At 75.7% G+C, this 16,375-nt stretch carries 9 protein-coding genes and 1 pseudogene; 2 read left to right on the top strand and 8 right to left on the bottom strand.

Annotated elements, in window-relative coordinates; translation table 11 throughout:
* Positions 1-1,069 (top strand): annotated as a pseudogene (locus tag ACFVVU_RS36485) (hypothetical protein); the annotation flags it as partial.
* A gap of 535 nt (positions 1,070-1,604) precedes the next feature.
* Here ACFVVU_RS36485 and ACFVVU_RS36480 read toward each other — a convergent pair.
* The gene (locus tag ACFVVU_RS36480) at positions 1,605-2,414 is read right to left on the bottom strand and encodes a TrmH family RNA methyltransferase (protein WP_387794126.1); all 810 of its coding nucleotides are present in this window, start codon (positions 2,412-2,414) and stop codon (positions 1,605-1,607) included.
* A gap of 98 nt (positions 2,415-2,512) precedes the next feature.
* On the opposite strand from ACFVVU_RS36480, the gene ACFVVU_RS36475 reads away from it, so the two are divergent.
* Positions 2,513-5,284, top strand: coding sequence for a SpoIIE family protein phosphatase (locus ACFVVU_RS36475; protein ID WP_380684312.1), 2,772 nt, complete (start codon positions 2,513-2,515; stop codon positions 5,282-5,284).
* A 187-nt stretch (positions 5,285-5,471) separates the two neighbouring features.
* On the opposite strand, the gene cobA is transcribed toward ACFVVU_RS36475, so the two are convergent.
* The 7 genes from cobA to ACFVVU_RS36440 all read right to left on the bottom strand — a co-directional run bounded on the left by cobA (position 5,472) and on the right by ACFVVU_RS36440 (position 16,065).
* On the bottom strand, positions 5,472-6,725 hold the full coding sequence (gene cobA, locus ACFVVU_RS36470; protein ID WP_380684311.1) for a uroporphyrinogen-III C-methyltransferase: 1,254 nt from the start codon (positions 6,723-6,725) through the stop codon (positions 5,472-5,474).
* Positions 6,726-6,822: 97 nt separating this feature from the next.
* Positions 6,823-10,554 carry a nicotinate-nucleotide--dimethylbenzimidazole phosphoribosyltransferase gene (gene cobT, locus ACFVVU_RS36465; protein WP_387794125.1) on the bottom strand — a complete coding sequence of 1,244 codons (3,732 nt, stop codon included), beginning with the start codon at positions 10,552-10,554 and terminating at the stop codon, positions 6,823-6,825.
* 471 nt (positions 10,555-11,025) lie between these two features.
* The gene (cbiE, locus tag ACFVVU_RS36460; RefSeq protein WP_380684309.1) at positions 11,026-12,312 is read right to left on the bottom strand and encodes a precorrin-6y C5,15-methyltransferase (decarboxylating) subunit CbiE; all 1,287 of its coding nucleotides are present in this window, start codon (positions 12,310-12,312) and stop codon (positions 11,026-11,028) included.
* A 211-nt stretch (positions 12,313-12,523) separates the two neighbouring features.
* Positions 12,524-13,189: a GNAT family N-acetyltransferase gene (locus tag ACFVVU_RS36455; protein WP_380684308.1), complete on the bottom strand. Its 666-nt coding sequence runs from the start codon at positions 13,187-13,189 to the stop codon at positions 12,524-12,526.
* Between the two features lie 205 nt (positions 13,190-13,394).
* On the bottom strand, positions 13,395-14,225 hold the full coding sequence (locus tag ACFVVU_RS36450) for a MetQ/NlpA family ABC transporter substrate-binding protein (protein WP_387794124.1): 831 nt from the start codon (positions 14,223-14,225) through the stop codon (positions 13,395-13,397).
* Between the two features lie 59 nt (positions 14,226-14,284).
* Entirely contained in the window at positions 14,285-15,028 is a 744-nt protein-coding gene (locus ACFVVU_RS36445) for a methionine ABC transporter permease (RefSeq protein WP_380688944.1), read from the bottom strand.
* On the bottom strand, positions 15,025-16,065 hold the full coding sequence (locus ACFVVU_RS36440; RefSeq protein WP_380688942.1) for a methionine ABC transporter ATP-binding protein: 1,041 nt from the start codon (positions 16,063-16,065) through the stop codon (positions 15,025-15,027). Before ACFVVU_RS36440 ends, ACFVVU_RS36445 begins: the two co-directional genes overlap by 4 nt.
* Between the last annotated feature and the right edge of the window lie 310 nt (positions 16,066-16,375).

Below are 16,375 nucleotides of genomic sequence, written 5' to 3'. Positions count from 1 at the left end.
ACAGGCCGCGGCCCGGGCACGGGCGGCGGGCGCGCCCGCCGGTGCGCCGCGACGGTCCCCCGCCCCGAGCGACGGGCAGGCGGCCACCGCGCCGCTCCCCCGTCCCGACGCGCTCCAGGCCACCCGGCCGATGCGCGAGCGCCAGCAGACCCCGCCGCCCGCACGGCCGACCCGGCAGCGGCCCGGCGGGCCGCGCGGCCGGGCGGGAGACCGGCAGCACACGCCCGCGCCCGGGGGGCGCCCCGGGACGGCGCGGCAGCGGCTGATGCGACAGCGGCTGGTGGTGTTCGTGACCGTGACGGTCGGGGTGGCGCTGGCCATCGCGGCGGCGCAGGGGTGCGAGAACCGGGACAAGCAGGGCATGCGGCCACCGGCGAGCTCCGCCGCTGCGGCGGGCCCGACGGCCGGTGCGGCGCCCGCGACCGCCCCGGCTCCGGAGGCGTCGACCGGGGCGGGGCTGTCGGCGGACGGGCTCACGCCGTCCACCACAGCGCCGTCCGCCACAGCGCCGTCGACCGCTCCGCTGGCGGCCGCGGCCCACGGGGCCCCGGCGGGCGGCGGTGCGGAGGGCGCGCTGGCCCCCGCCCAGGGTGCGGGCCCGGCGGTCGACTGGCCGAACCGCTCCTATGCCGATCCGGCGGGCGGTCCGGCCATCGCCCTGCGCGACGGCCGCTCGGCGGGCGCGGGGCCGCAGGTCGTGCTCAGCGCGGTCCTCCCGGCGCGGTACAAGGGCGCACCGGCGGCGCTGGTCGTCCTGCGGCGCTCGGAGGGGTCGGTGCCGGTCGACCTGGTGCAGCTGTTCGCCTTCAACGGGGACGCCCCGGTCGCGCTGACCTCGCGCTCCTCGGCGGCGGACCCGCAGGCGACTGCGGCCTGGCGGCTGGAGGCCGGGGCCCTGGTGCGGGAGGAGCGGGTCGCCCAGACCGGGGCCACCACATCCACGCGCTACACGCTGCGCGCGGACGGCACCCTGGAGGAGTCCTGGCCCGGCTCCCCCACCATGACGCCCCCGATCACCACCCCACCCCCCGCCGCTGCCCCCGCACCCCCCACCGCCCCCGCTGGCTGACCCGGGCGGGCACAGGAAGTCGGCCGGGCCGCCCTTTGGTGCGCAGCCCGCCCGGTCGGAGGCGGCGGGCCCGGGCAAGCCGCGACCAGAACACGCAAGCGCGCCGGGAGCAGGAAGTCGGCGGATCCGACTTCCCGCGCCGCAGCACGGCGCCGCGTCGACGGTGGGCACAACCGGAGGCGGCCGGAACGGGCACGCACGCCGGAGCAGGAAGTCGGCGAGCCCGACTTTCCGTGCGGCAGCACCGAGCCACGCCGGAGGCGCCCGTGATGGGCGGGCACTACGGAGCAGGAGGTCGGCCGGGCCGACTCTTGGTGCGCGGCGCGCCCGGTCGGCGGCGACTGGTCCGCCTGAGCACGGAGAGTCGCTCTGCTCGACTTTCCGTGCGGCAGCAGGCGCCTCACCGGGGGCGCCCACGACGGGCAGCCCGAGGCCGGCCCGACCTGCTGTGCCGCAGCACGGTGCTTCGCCGGAGGCGGCGGGGCATGCCGGAGTGGGAGGTCGGCGGGGCCGACTTCCTGTGGGGGGTGGGGGGTCAGGCGGTGGCGGTGACGGCGTAGAAGGCCACGGCTGCGGCGGCGCCTACGTTGAGGGAGTCGACGCCGTGGGCCATGGGGATGCGCACGGCGTGGTCGGCGGCGGCCAGGGCGCGGCGGGTGAGGCCGTCGCCCTCGGCGCCGAGCATCAGGGCCGCCTTGGGGAGGCGGTGCGGGGCGAGGTCGGCCAGGTCGACGGCGGTCTCGGCCGGGGTGAGCGCGAGCAGGCTGAAGCCGGCGGCGCGCACCGTGTCCAGGGCGGCCGGCCAGGGGTCCAGCCGGGCGTAGGGGACGGCGAAGACGGCGCCCATCGAGACCTTCACCGCACGCCGGTACAGCGGGTCCGCGCAGTCGGGCGAGAGCAGCACGGCGTCCATGCCGAGGGCGGCGGCGCTGCGGAAGATCGCGCCCAGGTTGGTGTGGTCGACCAGGCCCTCCAGCACGGCCACCCGGCGGGCACCGGCCAGCAGCTCGGCGGCGTCCGGCAGCGGCTGCCGCTCCATCGAGGCGAGGGCGCCGCGGTGGACGTGGTAGCCGGTGACGGCCTCGGCGAGGGCGGGTTCGGCGACGTGCACGGGCGCGTCGGCCTCGGCGATGACGTCCGCCATCACGTCCAGCCACTTGGGGGTCAGCAGCATCGACCGCATCCGGTAGCCGGCCGCCAGGGCGCGGCGGACGACCTTCTCGCCCTCGGCGATGAACAGGCCCTCGGCGGGTTCGCGGCGGCGGCGGAGTTCGACGTCGGTCAGGCCGGTGTAGTCGGCGAGGCGCGGGTCGGCGGGGTCGGTGATGGTGCGGGGTTCGGACACCCTGCGATCTTGCCAAGTCGGGCCGGGGAAGGCCAACCGGCCCAATGGGCGGCGTGGTCGTCATTGGCCCGCCGCCGTGTGGAGTGCAAATATGACGTATGGCCCGTTTTCCGGGTCGATCTTGGGCGCCGTCGGACCCCGGTGCGGCCGGTTCCACCTCCGCTTCCCGGTCCACCGGTACCGGCGCCGGCTCGCCCGGCGGGCGCCCACACGGTCGGCACCAGCGATCACGAACGGCCCGGCCGGCACCGGCCCGGGTCCGGTCGGTGGCCGGGCAGGTCTTCGCGCTGCAGGTCGTGGTGGTGCTGATGCTGGTGGTGGCGGCCGTGGTCGCGCTGCTGGTGCAGTCCCGCAACGACGCCCGGCAGGAGGCCACCAACCGCTCGGTGGCGGTCGCGCAGACCTATGCCAACTCGCCGGGCATCGTCGCGGCGCTGCGCTCCCCCGACCCGACCGCGATCCTGCAGCCCTCCGCGCAGTCGGCGCGGATCAACGCGGGTGTGGACTTCATCGTCGTGATCAACACCGACGGCATCCGCCTGACCCACCCCGACCCGGCCCGGATCGGCCACAAGATCATCGGCAACTACCAGCCCGCGCTGAACGGACAGGTGGTGACCGAGCAGGTCACCGGCACGCTCGGGTCGCTGGTGCAGGCCATCGTGCCGGTGCGCGCCCCGGACGGGCAGGTGGTCGGGGCGGTCTCGGCGGGCATCACGATCGCCAATGTGAGCAGTGCCAGCGAGCGGCAGCTACCCGTGGTGCTCGGTACGGCCGCCGCCGGGCTCGCGCTGGCGACCGGCGGGACGGCGCTGATCAGCCGGCGGCTGAAGCGGCAGACCCGCGGGCTGGGGCCGGCCGAGATGACCCGCATGTACGAGCACCACGCGGCGGTGCTGCACTCCGTGCGCGAGGGCGTGCTGATCATCGGCGACGACGGGCGGCTGCTGCTCTGCAACGACGAGGCGCGCCGGCTGCTGGACCTGCCGCCGGACGCGGAGGGCCGTCCGCTGACCGAGCTGGGCCTGGAGCCGGCGCCGCTGGAGCTGCTGGCGGACGGGCGGGCCGTCAGCGACGAGGTGGTGCTGGCCGGTGAGCGGCTGCTGGCGGTGAACATCCGGCCCACGGACCGCGACGGCGGACCGCCCGGGTCGGTGGCGACGCTGCGGGACTCCACGGAACTGCTGGCGCTGTCCGGGCGGGCCGAGGTGGCGCAGCGGCGGCTGCGGCTGCTGTACGACGCCGGGGTCACGGTGGGCAGCACGCTGGACGTGACGCGGACGGCGGAGGAGCTGGCGCAGGTGACGGTGGGCCGGTTCGCCGACATCGTCACGGTGGACCTGGCCGACCAGGTGCTGGAGGGCGACGAGCCGCCGTCCGGTCCCGCGCTGCTGCGGATGCGGCGGGCGGCGCTGTCGGCGGTGCGGGAGGGTGTGCCGTTCTACCCGGTCGGCACGGTGCTGGAGGTGGGGCCGTCGACGCCGCTGGCGGGGGCGTTGAACAGCGGGCTGCCGGGGCTGGAGCCGCGTTTGACGGAGGCTGCGGGGTGGCGCGAGCAGGATCCGGAGGCGGCGGCGCGGGTGCTGGCGGACGGGGTGCACTCGCTGGTCCGGGTGCCGCTGAAGGCGCGCGGGGTGCTGCTGGGGATCGTCCGGTTCTGGCGCTCGGAGCGGCCGGAGCCGTTCGAGGAGGAGGACCTGGCGCTGGCGGAGGAGCTGGTCGCGCACGCGGCCGTGTGCATCGACAACGCGCGCCGGTACACCCGGGAGCACGCGATGGCGGTGACGCTGCAGCACAGCCTGCTGCCGCGCAGCCTGCCGGAGCAGAACGCGCTGGAGGTGGCGCACCGGTACCTGCCGGCGCAGGCGGGGGTGGGCGGGGACTGGTTCGACCTGATCCCGCTGCCCGGGGCCCGGGTGGCGCTGGTGGTGGGGGACGTGGTGGGGCACGGGCTGCACGCGGCGGCGACGATGGGGCGGCTGCGGACGGCGATCCACAACTTCTCGACGCTGGACCTGCCGCCGGACGAGCTGCTGGGGCACCTCGACGAGCTGGTGAACCGGATCGACCTGGAGGAGTCGGCGACCGGGGCGTCGGCGGCGGTGACCGGGGCGACCTGCCTGTACCTGATCTACGACCCGGTGGCGCGGCGGTGCACGGTGGCGAGTGCGGGGCATCCGCCGCCGGCGCTGGTGCGCCCGGACGGGTCGGTGGTGTTCCCGGAGCTGCCGACCGGGCCGCCGCTGGGGCTGGCGGTGCTGCCGTTCGAGACGGTGGAGCTGGAGGTGGCGGAGGACAGCCGGCTGGTGCTCTACACGGACGGGCTGGTGGAGGACCGCGAGCGGGACATCGACGAGGGGTTGGAGCTGTTGCGGGCGGCGCTGGAGGGGCCGGCACGGACGCCGGAGCAGACCTGTGCGGACGTGCTGGGGGCGATGCTGCCGGAGCGGCCGCAGGACGACATCGCGCTGCTGGTGGCGCGGACCCGGGGGCTGTCGGCGGACCGGGTGGCGCAGTGGGAGGTGCCGTCGGACCCGGCGGCGGTCGCCGGGGTGCGGGCGGCGGTCGCGGAGCGGCTGGAGCACTGGGGGCTGGCGGACGCGGCGTTTGTCACCGAGTTGATCCTGAGCGAGCTGGTGACCAATGCGATCCGGTACGGCACGGGGCCGATCAAGGTACGGCTGCTGCTCGACCGGTCGCTGATCTGCGAGGTGTCGGACGGCAGCAGCACCTCGCCGCACCTGCGGTACGCGGCCACCACGGACGAGGGCGGGCGCGGGCTGTTCCTGGTCGCCCAGTTCGCGGACCGGTGGGGGACGCGGTACACGGCCACCGGGAAGGTGATCTGGACGGAGCAGCCGCTGGAGTAGCCGGGCGTGGGCGCTCGGCCGCTCAAGCGCTTAGCTGCACGGCCATGCACTTTGCAAAGTCCATACTTTGCAAAGTGCATGGAACGCGGGCATCGAGGGCGCTGAGCTGGGACGACGCGCCAAGCACTTTGCAAACAGCTGCTGTTTGCAAAGTGCTGGCGGAAGGAAGGGGGAAGAAGCCGAGGGGTCAGGCGCCGGCGGCCGTGGCGGGGGCGAGGACGTTGACGACGTCGCCGATGACGATGACCGCCGGGGGCTTGATGCCCTCGGCCGCGACGGTGGCGGCGACGGTGGCCAGGGTGGCGTCGACGCGGCGCTGGGCGGCGGTGGTGCCCTCCTGGACGACGGCGACCGGGGTGTCGGCGGCGCGTCCCTCCGCGATCAGCCGGGCCGCGATGGCGCCGATCTTGTCCACGGCCATCAGCAGCACCACGGTGCCCGTCATCCGGGCGAGCGCCCCCCAGTCGGTCAGCGACCGCTCGTCGTCCGGGCCGACGTGCCCCGAGACCACTGTGAACTCGTGCGTCATCCCCCGGTGGGTGACCGGCACCCCGACCGCCGCCGGCACGCTGATCGAGCTGGAGATGCCCGGCACCACCGTGACCGGCAGCCCGGCCTCGGCGCAGGCCAGCAGCTCCTCGCCGCCGCGCCCGAACACGTACGGGTCGCCGCCCTTCAGCCGCACCACGAACTTGCCGGCCTTGGCGTGCTCGACCAGCGTCCGGTTGATCGCCTCCTGCGCCATGAAGCGCCCGTACGGGATCTTCGACGCGTCGATCACCTCGACGTGCTCCGGCAGCTCCGCCAGCAGCTCGCGCGGCGCCAGCCGGTCGGCCACCACCACGTCGGCGTCCGCGAGCAGCCGCCGGCCGCGCACCGTGATGAGGTCCGGGTCGCCCGGGCCGCCGCCGACCAGCGCGACCCCCGCGCCGTGCGCGCGGTACTGGCGGGCGGCGAGCGAGCCGTCCCGCAGTCCCTCGACGATCGAGTCGCGCAGCGCGGCCGAGTGCCGCGGGTCGCCGGTGAGGACGGCAACGGTCGCCCCGGCGTCCCGCCCGCTGGCCGGCGTCCACGCGGTGGCGGCTGAGGCGTCGTCGCTGCGGGCGCAGAACACCCGCTCGCGCTCCGCCTCCGCGCTGACGGCGGCGTTCACCGCCGGGTCGTCGGTGGCCACCAGCGCGTACCAGGTGTCGGCGAGGTCGCCCTCCTGGTAGGGCCGGCGGTGCCAGGTCAGCTCGCCGGCGTCGGCCATCGCCTGGACGGCCGGGGTGGTGGCCGGCGATATCAGGTGCACGTCCGCGCCGGTGGCGAGCAGGGCGGGCAGCCGCCGCTGGGCGACGTGCCCGCCGCCGACCACCACGACGCGGCGGCCGGCCAGCAGCAGGCCGACGGGGTACGGGGTGCGGCCCTCGGTGCTGGGGTGAGGGGTGGGCGCGGTCATCGGTGGTGCTCCTGGATCGGTGAGGGTGCGGGGGTACGGCGCCGCTCCGCGCACCGGCGCGCCCTCGGGCCGGTGTGCGGAGCGGTTCGGACGAGCGTCAGGCCTTCTCGGTGACCCCGGCGGAGTCGAAGGTGGCTACATCGTGCATCGCACGGGCCGCGCTCTGCACCAGCGGGAGGGCCAGCAGGGCGCCGGTGCCCTCGCCGAGCCGCAGGTCGAGGTCGATCAGCGGGCGCAGGCCGAGCTTGGCGAGCGCGGCCTGGTGGCCGGGCTCGGCCGAGCGGTGACCGGCGATGCAGGCGGCCAGCACCTCGGGGGCGATCGCCTTGGCGACGAGCGCGGCCGAGCCGGCGATCACGCCGTCCAGGATGACCGGGGTGCGCAGGCTGGCCGCGCCGAGCAGGAAGCCCGCGAGGGCCGCGTGCTCCAGCCCGCCGACGGCGGCGAGGACGCCGATCGGGTCGGCCGGGTCGGGCTGGTGCAGGGCCAGGGCGGCCCGGACGACCTCGACCTTGCGGGCGTGCGTCTCGTCGTCGATGCCGGTGCCGCGGCCGGTGACCTCGGCCGGGTCCAGGCCGGTGAACACCGAGATCAGGGCCGCGGAGGCGGTGGTGTTGGCGATGCCCATGTCACCGGTGATCAGGGCCTTGTTACCGGCCGCGACGAGGTCGCGGGCGGTCTCGATGCCGACCTCCAGGGCCTTGAGGGCCTCCTCGCGGGTCATCGCCGGGCCCTGCGTCATGTCGTCGGTGCCGGGCTTGACCTTGCGCGGCAGCAGACCGGTGGTGCGGCCCTGCTGGATCGCGTCCGGCAGTTCGGCGGCCACGCCGACGTCGACCACGCAGACCTCGGTGCCGATCTGCTTGGCGAAGGCGTTGACCACCGCTCCCCCGGCGAGGAAGTTGCCGACCATCTGGGCGGTGACCTCCTGCGGCCAGGGGCTGACGCCCTGGGCGTGCACGCCGTGGTCGGCGGCGAAGACCGCGACGCAGGCGGGCTCCGGGATCGGCGGCGGGCACTTGCGGGACAGACCGCTCAGCTGGGCGGAGATGATCTCCAGCATGCCGAGCGAGCCGGCCGGCTTGGTCATCCGCTTCTGACGGTCCCAGGCCTCGCCGAGCGCTTTGGCGTCCAGCGGGCGGATGCCGCGCAGGGTCTCGGAGAGCGCGTTGTGCGGCTCCTCGCCCGGCAGGGCGCGGTTGCCGTACTGCTCCTCGTGGACGACCCAGGACAGCGGGCGCTTCTTCGCCCAGCCCTGCTGCTGGAGCTCGGGCTCGTCCGGGAAGGCGTCGACGAAGCCGACGCACAGGTAGGCGACGACCTCCAGGTGCTCGGGCAGGCCGAGCTCGCGGACCAGCTCCTCCTCGTCGAAGAAGCTCACCCAGCCGACGCCGAGGCCCTCGGCCCGGGCGGCCAGCCAGAGGTTCTCGACCGCGAGGGCGGACGAGTACGGGGCCATCTGCGGCTGGGTGTGGCGGCCCAGGGTGTGCCGGCCGCCGCGGGTGCGGTCGGCGGTGACCACGATGTTGACGGGCGTTTCGAGGATCGCCTCGATCTTGATTTCCTTGAACTGCTTCGCGCGGCCCTTGGGGAGCGTGTCCGCGTACGCCTCGCGCTGACGCTCGGCCAGTTCGTGCATCTTGCGGCGGGTCTTGGCGGAGCGGATGACCACGAAGTCCCAGGGCTGCGAGTAGCCGACGCTGGGGGCGGTGTGGGCGGCCTCCAGGACGCGGATCAGCACCTCGTGCGGGATCGGGTCGGGGCGGAAGCCGTTGCGGACGTCGCGGCGCTCGCGGATGACCTGGTGGACGGCCTCGCGGCCGGCGTCGTCGTAGCCGGGGGCGGCCGGGCCGCGCGGTTCGGCGGGCTCGGCGGCGGCTTCGGCGTCCTCGGAGTCGGGCGCGGGCGCGGACTCGGCTTCGGACCCGGCTCCGGTCTCGACCTCGGTTGCCTCGGCGGCCTCGGTGGCTGCGGCAGCGGGCTCGGCGCTCTGCGTGGCGGCCTCGGCCGCTTCGGCGGTGGCGGTCGGCGCGGTGGCTTCGGCGTCGGCTCCGGCCTCGGCTTCGGCGGGCGCCTCGGTCGCCGGCGCGGCCTCGGCGGGGACCGGGGCCTCGGCGGGCTGCTCCGCGGGGGTCGGCTCGACGCCGGGCTGCTCGACGACGGGCTGCTCGGCGGCGACCGGGGCCTCGGGGACGGGCTGCTCCTCGGCGGGGGCCTCGGCGACCGGGACGGCGACGGGGACGGGCCGGCCCGAGGGCATCTCGCCGGTTCCGGCGGCGGTCTCGGCAACCGCCTCGGTGACGGGCTCGACGACGGGCTCGGCCGGGGCTTCGACGGCGGGCTGCTCGGTGACGGCCTGTTCGGCGACCGGGGCCACCGACTCGGCCGGCTCGGCGGCGGGCTCGGCCGGCTCGGCCACGGGCTGCTCGGCCTGGGCGGGCACGGCGGGCTCGGCCTGGGCGGCCTGCTCGGCCTGGACCTCGACGACGGGCTCGGCCGGGGCCTCGGCGGCGGGCGCTATGGGGGCGGACTGCTCCGTCTCCGGCACGGCGACGGGCGCGGCGGCCGGGGCGGGCTGCGCGACGGCCTCGACCTGCGGCAGACCGTGCGGGGTCGGCGCGGCGAGGAAGGCGGAGATCCGGCGCGGCGGGCCGGCCGGGGCGGCGGAGGTCTCCCCCGGCACCGGCTCGGCGACGACCTCGACCGGCTGCTCGGACTGCTCCACGACCGCCTCGGCCGGGGCCTCGGCGGCGGGCACGGCCACCGGCTCGGCGTGGGCGACCGGTGCGACGGGGACGGCGTGGGCGGCGTGGGCGGCGGCCGGCTCGGCGGTCTCCGGCACCCCGGCGGGGGCGACGGGCTGCGCGACGGCCTCGACGGGCACCGCGGCCTCGGTGGGCGCGGCGGGCACGGCGACGGCCTCGGCGTTCTCGACCGGCTCGGCGGACGCGGCGACGGCCTCCGCCACGGGAACCGGAGCCTCGACGGGCGCGGCGGCCGGCTGGGCGGCGGTCTCGACCGGCTGGGCGGCCGGCACCGGCTGGGCCACGGGCGCACCGGGGGCGGCAACCGCGGCGGGCACGCCGGGCGCGGGGGCCACCGGGACCGCCTGCGGCTCCGGCTGGAGGCCGGCCGGCACGACCGGGATGCCGTGGGCGGGCGTGGCGCCGGTCGACGGGCCGCGGTCGGCGAGCGAGCGGACCGGGACCTGGCCGGTCATCAGGGAGGGGTCCGGGATCGGCGGGCCGGCGTGCAGCGGGCGGCGCGGCGGCTGAGCGGCCGTCATCGCGTCGGGGCCCTGGCCCTGGACGGGGACGGTCTGGGCGCCGGGCGCGGGCTGGGCGTGCGGCGGGACCTGCGGGGCCTGGGCGTGCGCGGCACCGTGGGCGGCGCCGAGCACGGGCGGGTCCAGCGGGGGCCAGGACGGCTCGACGGGGGTGCCGGGCGGGGTCTGCTGGTCGGCGGCCGGCTCGCCCCAGGAGCCCTGCGGGCCGGGCATCAGCAGGACGTCGTCCTCGTCGTCGAGGCCGTCGGGCTGGTCGACGAAGTGGAAGGCGGGGCGCTGGGCGCCCGGGTCGACGGTCCAGCCGTCGCCGACGCCGACGCCGGCGGGAATACCAGGGGCACCAGGGACGCCGGGCGCGCCGAGCGGGGTGCCCTGGGCGGGGACGCCGTGCGGCGGGAGGGTGCCGGGCAGGCCGGTGCCGTCCGTCGCGACACCCTGTCCGGGTGCGACGGCCGCGGCGCCCTCGGGGCCGCCGAGCGGGTCGGGCCCGGCGAGCAGGTGCTCCGGCAGTCCCTCGTTCGGGACGTGGCCGCCATCGGTCATGTCAAAGCTCCTTCCAGGCCGCTGCCGCGCCCTCGGCGACGCGATCAACGACCGCAGCGCCCATCCGCACGGGTCGGGCCTGCACCGGCCCGCCCCTCAACCACACACGGCCGCCGCGCCGAGGCGCTGCGGCCGAAGTCCTTCCGGCGCGCTGCGGCACCCCGGCCCGCGCACCACCCGCGGGGGATGGCGCGTCATCTGAAACAACGACAAGCCGGGGCAACCGGCACGACCGCACCGGACCCTACGGCATTCTCCAGGTCCGGCGGGCGGCCCGTCGAATTGCCCACACTTCGAGCCGTACCGGTCCGTACCGCGTCGGATTGGCGACGAACAGGCCGGATCGGGCGGGCCGGCGGAGGCCGCAGCCGTCCCGGACGCCACACTACCGGCCCGGCGGGGCCGCCTCTCGAATCGGTGTCCGGATGCGACCTGGATCACCGTCCGGCCGGGGCGGGCGGCACCGGGCCTTCACGCTTTCTGCTCACCCCAGAGCAGGAAGGTGCCGGGGTCACCCACGCCGAGGCGCAATCCGTGGCCGCCGTCGCCGGGGGTGCCGGAGGGCGCGAGGAGGGGCGCGGACTGGAGCAGCGCGCCGTCGGCGCGGTAGCCGGCCTCGGCGATGGCGCGGCGGACCTCCTCGGCCTCGGCGAGGGTGCGGGCGACGGCGACGACGCGTTCGGGGCGGCGGGAGAGGACGGCGCGCACGGCTTGCGGTCCGCCGTTCTCGACGACGGCGGCGTCGGGTTCGGGGAGTTCGCCGAGGACGTCGGGGCCGTGGCCGTGGACGGTCTCGACCTCGACGCCGTAGCGGCGGGCGTTGACGGCGAGGCGGGCGCAGGCGGCGGCGTCGGCCTCGACGGCGACGACGGCGGCGCCGAAGCGGGCGGCCTCGACGGCGAGCGCGCCGCTGCCGGCACCGACGGACCAGACGAGATCGCCGGGGCGCGCGCCGAGGCGGGCGAGCACGAGCGCGCGGACGTGCGCCGGGAGCGTGTCGGTGGCGCCCGGCGTGCGCCCGGTGCCGGTGTAGGTGTCGGTCGGCAGGGCCCAGCCGCGGTCGGGGCCGGGGTAGCCGACGGGGCGTCCGGCGATCCAGCCGGCCGCTTCGCCGGCGGCGCCGCTCTGCGGTCCGCCGCCGGGGCCGCCGGCGCTGCTGCCGCCGATCACCAGGACGACGCTGGGGTCGCGCCAGATGTGGTCGGCGACGCGGTCGGAGGTGAGGACGGTGACGTCCTCGTCGGGGGTGCCGAGGGCCTCGCAGACGACGAAGGTGCGATGGACGCCGCGGAGCATCAGGGCGAGTTCGCTGGGTCCGGCGCCGGGGGCGCTGAGGACGGCGACCTTGGGGTGGGCGCGGCAGACGTTGGCGGCGCGGCGCAGCCGGCCGCCGTGGGCGCTGACGACCTGGGCGTCCTCCCAGGGCATGCCGGCGCGGGCGAAGGCGGCGGCGACGGAGGAGACGGCGGGCAGGACTTCGAGTTCGAGGCCGTACTCGGGGCGGCGCAGGGTGCGGACGACGCCGAAGAAGCCGGGGTCGCCCTCGGCGATGACGACGGCGGCGCCGCGGTGTTCGGCGATCCGGCGGGCGGCGAGCTGGATGCTGCCGAGGGCGAGGCGTTCGGCGCCGGACGGCACCGGGAGGGCCTTGAGCTGGTAGGGGGCGCCGGCCACCAGGGTGGCCGCGGCGAGGGCCGCGGCGGCGGCCTCGGTCAGCGGTGTTCCGTCCCACCCGATGACCGTGATCCGGTCAGCCATCTGCGGCCGTCTCCCTCGCCATCCGTGCGCCGACAGGCGGCGCCTGTGTGCGGCGCCGGTCAGAGGCTACCGGGTGCGATCCCCTCGGCGTGGACATCTCGCACACCTGTGCACGACGGGCGCGGCGGACGGAGCAGACCGGACGGGTCCCGGACGGGCAGGCGGGCACGGACAGGCGGGGACCGGACGGCCGGGGCCGGGCGGGGACGGTTCAGTCGCGCAGGACGTAGCGGTCGCCCCCGGCCCAGGCGGGGGCCGGGGCCTCGGGCGCTTCGAGGTCCTCGGGCAGCAGGCTCCACAGGATGAGGTCGCTGCGGCTCTCTCCCCCGGCCCGCTGACCGGCGGGCGCCCCGGAGCCGACCTCGCTCACCTCTCCGCGCACTATCCAGGCGCTGCGCAGCACGCCCTCGCTGATGCCGCCGATCTTCTGGGCGACCTGCTGGGCGGCGGTGTTGCCGGCGGCGGTGCGCAGTTCCAGGCGCAGGAAGCCGCGGTCCTCGAAGAGCCACTGGGCGACGCCGAGGACGGCCTCGGGGGCGTAGCCCTCGCCGCGGGCCCAGGCTGCGGTGATGAAGGAGATCTCGGTGGAGCGCAGCCGCCAGTCGGTGTTGCGGAGTTCGACGAGGCCGACCAGGCGCTGGGTGAGGTGCTCGGTGACGGCGAGCACGATGCCGCGGCCGGCGGCACGGTGGGCGGGGGCGAGGGTGCGGGCCAGCTCGACGGCGTGGGCCTCGGTGCAGGGGTGCGGCTGGTCGGTCCAGGCCAGGACGAGTTCGTCGGCCATCATGGCGGCCAGTCCGGGGGCGTCGTCCTCCGCAAGCGGGCGCAGCAGCAGCCTCTCGGTGCTGATGGCGGTCTCGGGGAAGCTCGCTGCCATGCCGTCTCTCCTCGCCGGGTCGTGGACACACCGTACGCCTCGCCGGTGCCGGGTTGTCACGCGGTGCACGGACCGGACGACGGTACGTCAGAAGTGGGTCTGTCGGACCGTCACTGGTGCATACTGCCCGACCGGGCCCCCGCCTGCTTGCGGCGGGGGCCCGGTGGTGTCCGGCGGGACGGGTCGGTGGCGCGGTCGGCGTGGATCAGAACGCCGGGATGACGGCGCCCTTGAAGGTGTCGTCGATGTACTTCTTCACCTCGGGCGAGTGCAGCAGCTCGGCGAGCTTCTTGACCCGGGGGTCGTTCTCCTTGCCCTGCTTGACCGCGAGGATGTTGGCGTAGGGGTTGCCCGCGGCCTTCTCCAGGATGAGCGAGTCGCTGGTGGGCTTGAGGCCGGCGTCGAGGGCGAAGTTGCCGTTGATGACGGCGGCGTCGAGGTCGTCGATGGAGCGGGGCAGCTGGGCGGCCTCCAGCTCCTTCCACTTGAGGTTCTTCGGGTTGCCGGTGACGTCGGCGGGGGTGGCGGCGGTGCCGACGCCGTCCTTGAGGGTGATGAGGTTGTTGTCGGCGAGGAGCTTGAGCGCGCGGCCCTCGTTGGTGGCGTCGTTGGGCAGGCCGACGGTGGCGCCGTCCTTGATGTCGCCGATGGCCTTGGCCTTCTTGGAGTAGAGGCCGAGCGGCTCCAGGTGGACCGTCTCGACGGAGACGATCTGGGTGCCGTGCTTCTTGTTGAAGTCCTCCAGGTACGGCACGTGCTGGAAGTAGTTGGCGTCGGCCGAGCCGTCCTGCACCGCGGTGTTGGGGGTCACGTAGTCGGTGACCTCCTTGATGGTGAGCTTGAGGCCGGCCTTCTCCGCGAGGTTGTCCTTGACGTACTTGAGGATCTGGCCGTGCGGGGTGGGGGTGGCGGCGACGGTGAGCGGCGCGTTCGGGTCCGAGGAGGACTTCGAGTCGCCGTTGCTGCCGCAGGCCGCGAGGGAGAGGGCGATGCCGGCGGTGGCGAGGACGCTGGTGAACTTCAGAACGTTGCGCACGAAAAGTGCCTTTCTGCGTGGTACCGGGGAGCCGGGTCCGGGTTCGGACGCCGGGAGGTCTAGGGGGCGACGAGCTCGTTCTCGTCGGCGGCGGTCCGGGCGGCGGGGACGCGGGGGCGCAGCAGGCGGGTCCGTCCGCCGGTGCGGCCGCGGTGGGCGAGGGAGCGGACGGCCTGGTCGCCGATCAGCTGCACGACGGTGACGATGATCACCAGTTCGGCGACGATGATCCACATGAAGGCGGTCTCGAAGCGGAAGTAGCCGTAGTTGATGGCGAGCGTGCCGAGTCCGCCGCCGCCGACCGCGCCGGCCATCGCGGAGTAGCTGACCAGGGTGATGACCGTGGTGGTGACGGAGGCGACCAGGCCGGGCAGGGCTTCGGGGATCAGCGTCTTGCGGACGATGGTCCAGGTGGAGCCGCCCATCGCCTGGACGGCCTCGACCAGGCCGCGGTCGACCTCGCGCACGGAGGTCTCGACGAGGCGGGCGAAGAAGGGGATCGCGCCGATGGTGAGCGGCACGGTCGCGGCCTGCCAGCCGATGGAGGTGCCGACCAGCCAGCGGGTGAAGGAGATCAGGGCGATCATCAGGATGATGAACGGCACCGAGCGGGCGACGTTGACGGCGGCGCCGAGCACCTTGTTGACGGGCCGGTTCTGCAGCAGGCCGCCCTTGTCGGTGAGCACCAGCAGCACGCCGAGCGGCAGTCCGAACAGGACGGTGCCGATGGTGGCGGCGCCGACCATCTGGAGGGTCTCCCAGGTGGCGGGCCCCATCAGTTCCTGCATCTGGTCCCAGGTCATGCCGCCGTTCCCTTCGTGCTCGCGGTGCGGGCGGCGTCGAGGACGTCGACCTGCAGGCCCTGCTCGCGCAGGAAGCCGATGGGCACCACGTTGTCCTGGTGGCTGCCGGGCAGTTCGACCCGCATCCGGCCGACCATGCGTCCGGCGATGGTCTCGACCGCGGCGCCGAGGATGTTGATGTCGATCTGGTAGGTGCGGGCGAGCTGGGAGACGAAGGGCTGGGCGGAGGTGTCGCCCTGGAAGGTGATCTCCAGCACGGTGGCTCCGGGGTGGCCGGTGCCGAACTCGCCGAGCGGGAAGAGTTCGCGGGCGAGCTCGGAGTCGGGCCGGGCGAGCAGGTCGGTGAGGGCGCCGGACTCGACGACCCGGCCGCCGCGCATCAGAGCGGCGGAGTCGCAGACGGACTTGATGACGTCCATCTCGTGGGTGATGAGCAGCACGGTGAGGCCGAGCTGCTGGTTGAGGTCGCGCAGCAGCTTGAGGATGGAGCGGGTGGTCTCGGGGTCGAGCGCCGAGGTGGCCTCGTCGGAGAGCAGCACCTTGGGGTCGCCGGCGAGGGCGCGGGCGATGCCGACGCGCTGCTTCTGGCCGCCGGAGAGCTGGCCGGGGTAGCTGCGGGCCTTGTCGGCGAGGCCGACGAGGTCGAGGAGCTCGGCGGCCTTGCGGCGGCGCTCGGTGCGGTCCAGGCCGATGATCTCCAGCGGGAGTTCGACGTTCTGCTGGACGGTGCGGGAGGAGAGCAGGTTGAAGTGCTGGAAGACCATGCCGATCCGGCGGCGGGCCTCGCGCAGCTCCTTGCCGGCCCGGTTCTCGCCGCCGGAGAGGGCGGTGAGTTCGACGCCGTCCACGGTGACGGTGCCGGAGGTGGGGCGCTCCAGCATGTTCACGCAGCGGATGAGGGTGGACTTGCCGGCGCCGCTGGTGCCGACGACTCCGTAGACCTCGCCGGGGCGGACGTGGAGGTCGACGCCGGCGAGGGCGGTCACCTCGCGGCCGCGGGATCGGTAGACCTTGGTGAGGTCCGTGGTGGTGATCACAACTGCTTCCGTAAGTCGGGGGCGGGCGGCGGGCGGCCGCCGCACCGGGGGGTGCGGTCGGCGACGCGCGACGGCGTCACGCCTGGGGGGTGCGATCCGCCGTCCCCCGGTCGCGGCCGTCGGGCGGCCGGACCGCGCGACGGCGCGGCCCTGGCGGTTCACCGTGTCCGCGGGCGGGCGAACGGGTGGGGGGTGACGGGTGCGGAGAGGGGTGCGGCGGGAGCGGGCGCGCTCACACGGACGGGAGCGGCGCGGGGTTCTCGCTTCGGGGCGCGAGGATTGGCACTCTCAACGGGTGCCGGGGGCGGTG

Origin of the sequence: Kitasatospora sp. NPDC057965, assembly GCF_042887135.1 — a bacterium.
Taxonomy (GTDB): Bacteria; Actinomycetota; Actinomycetes; order Streptomycetales; family Streptomycetaceae; genus Kitasatospora.
This window is presented reverse-complemented; position numbering and strand designations above follow the sequence as displayed.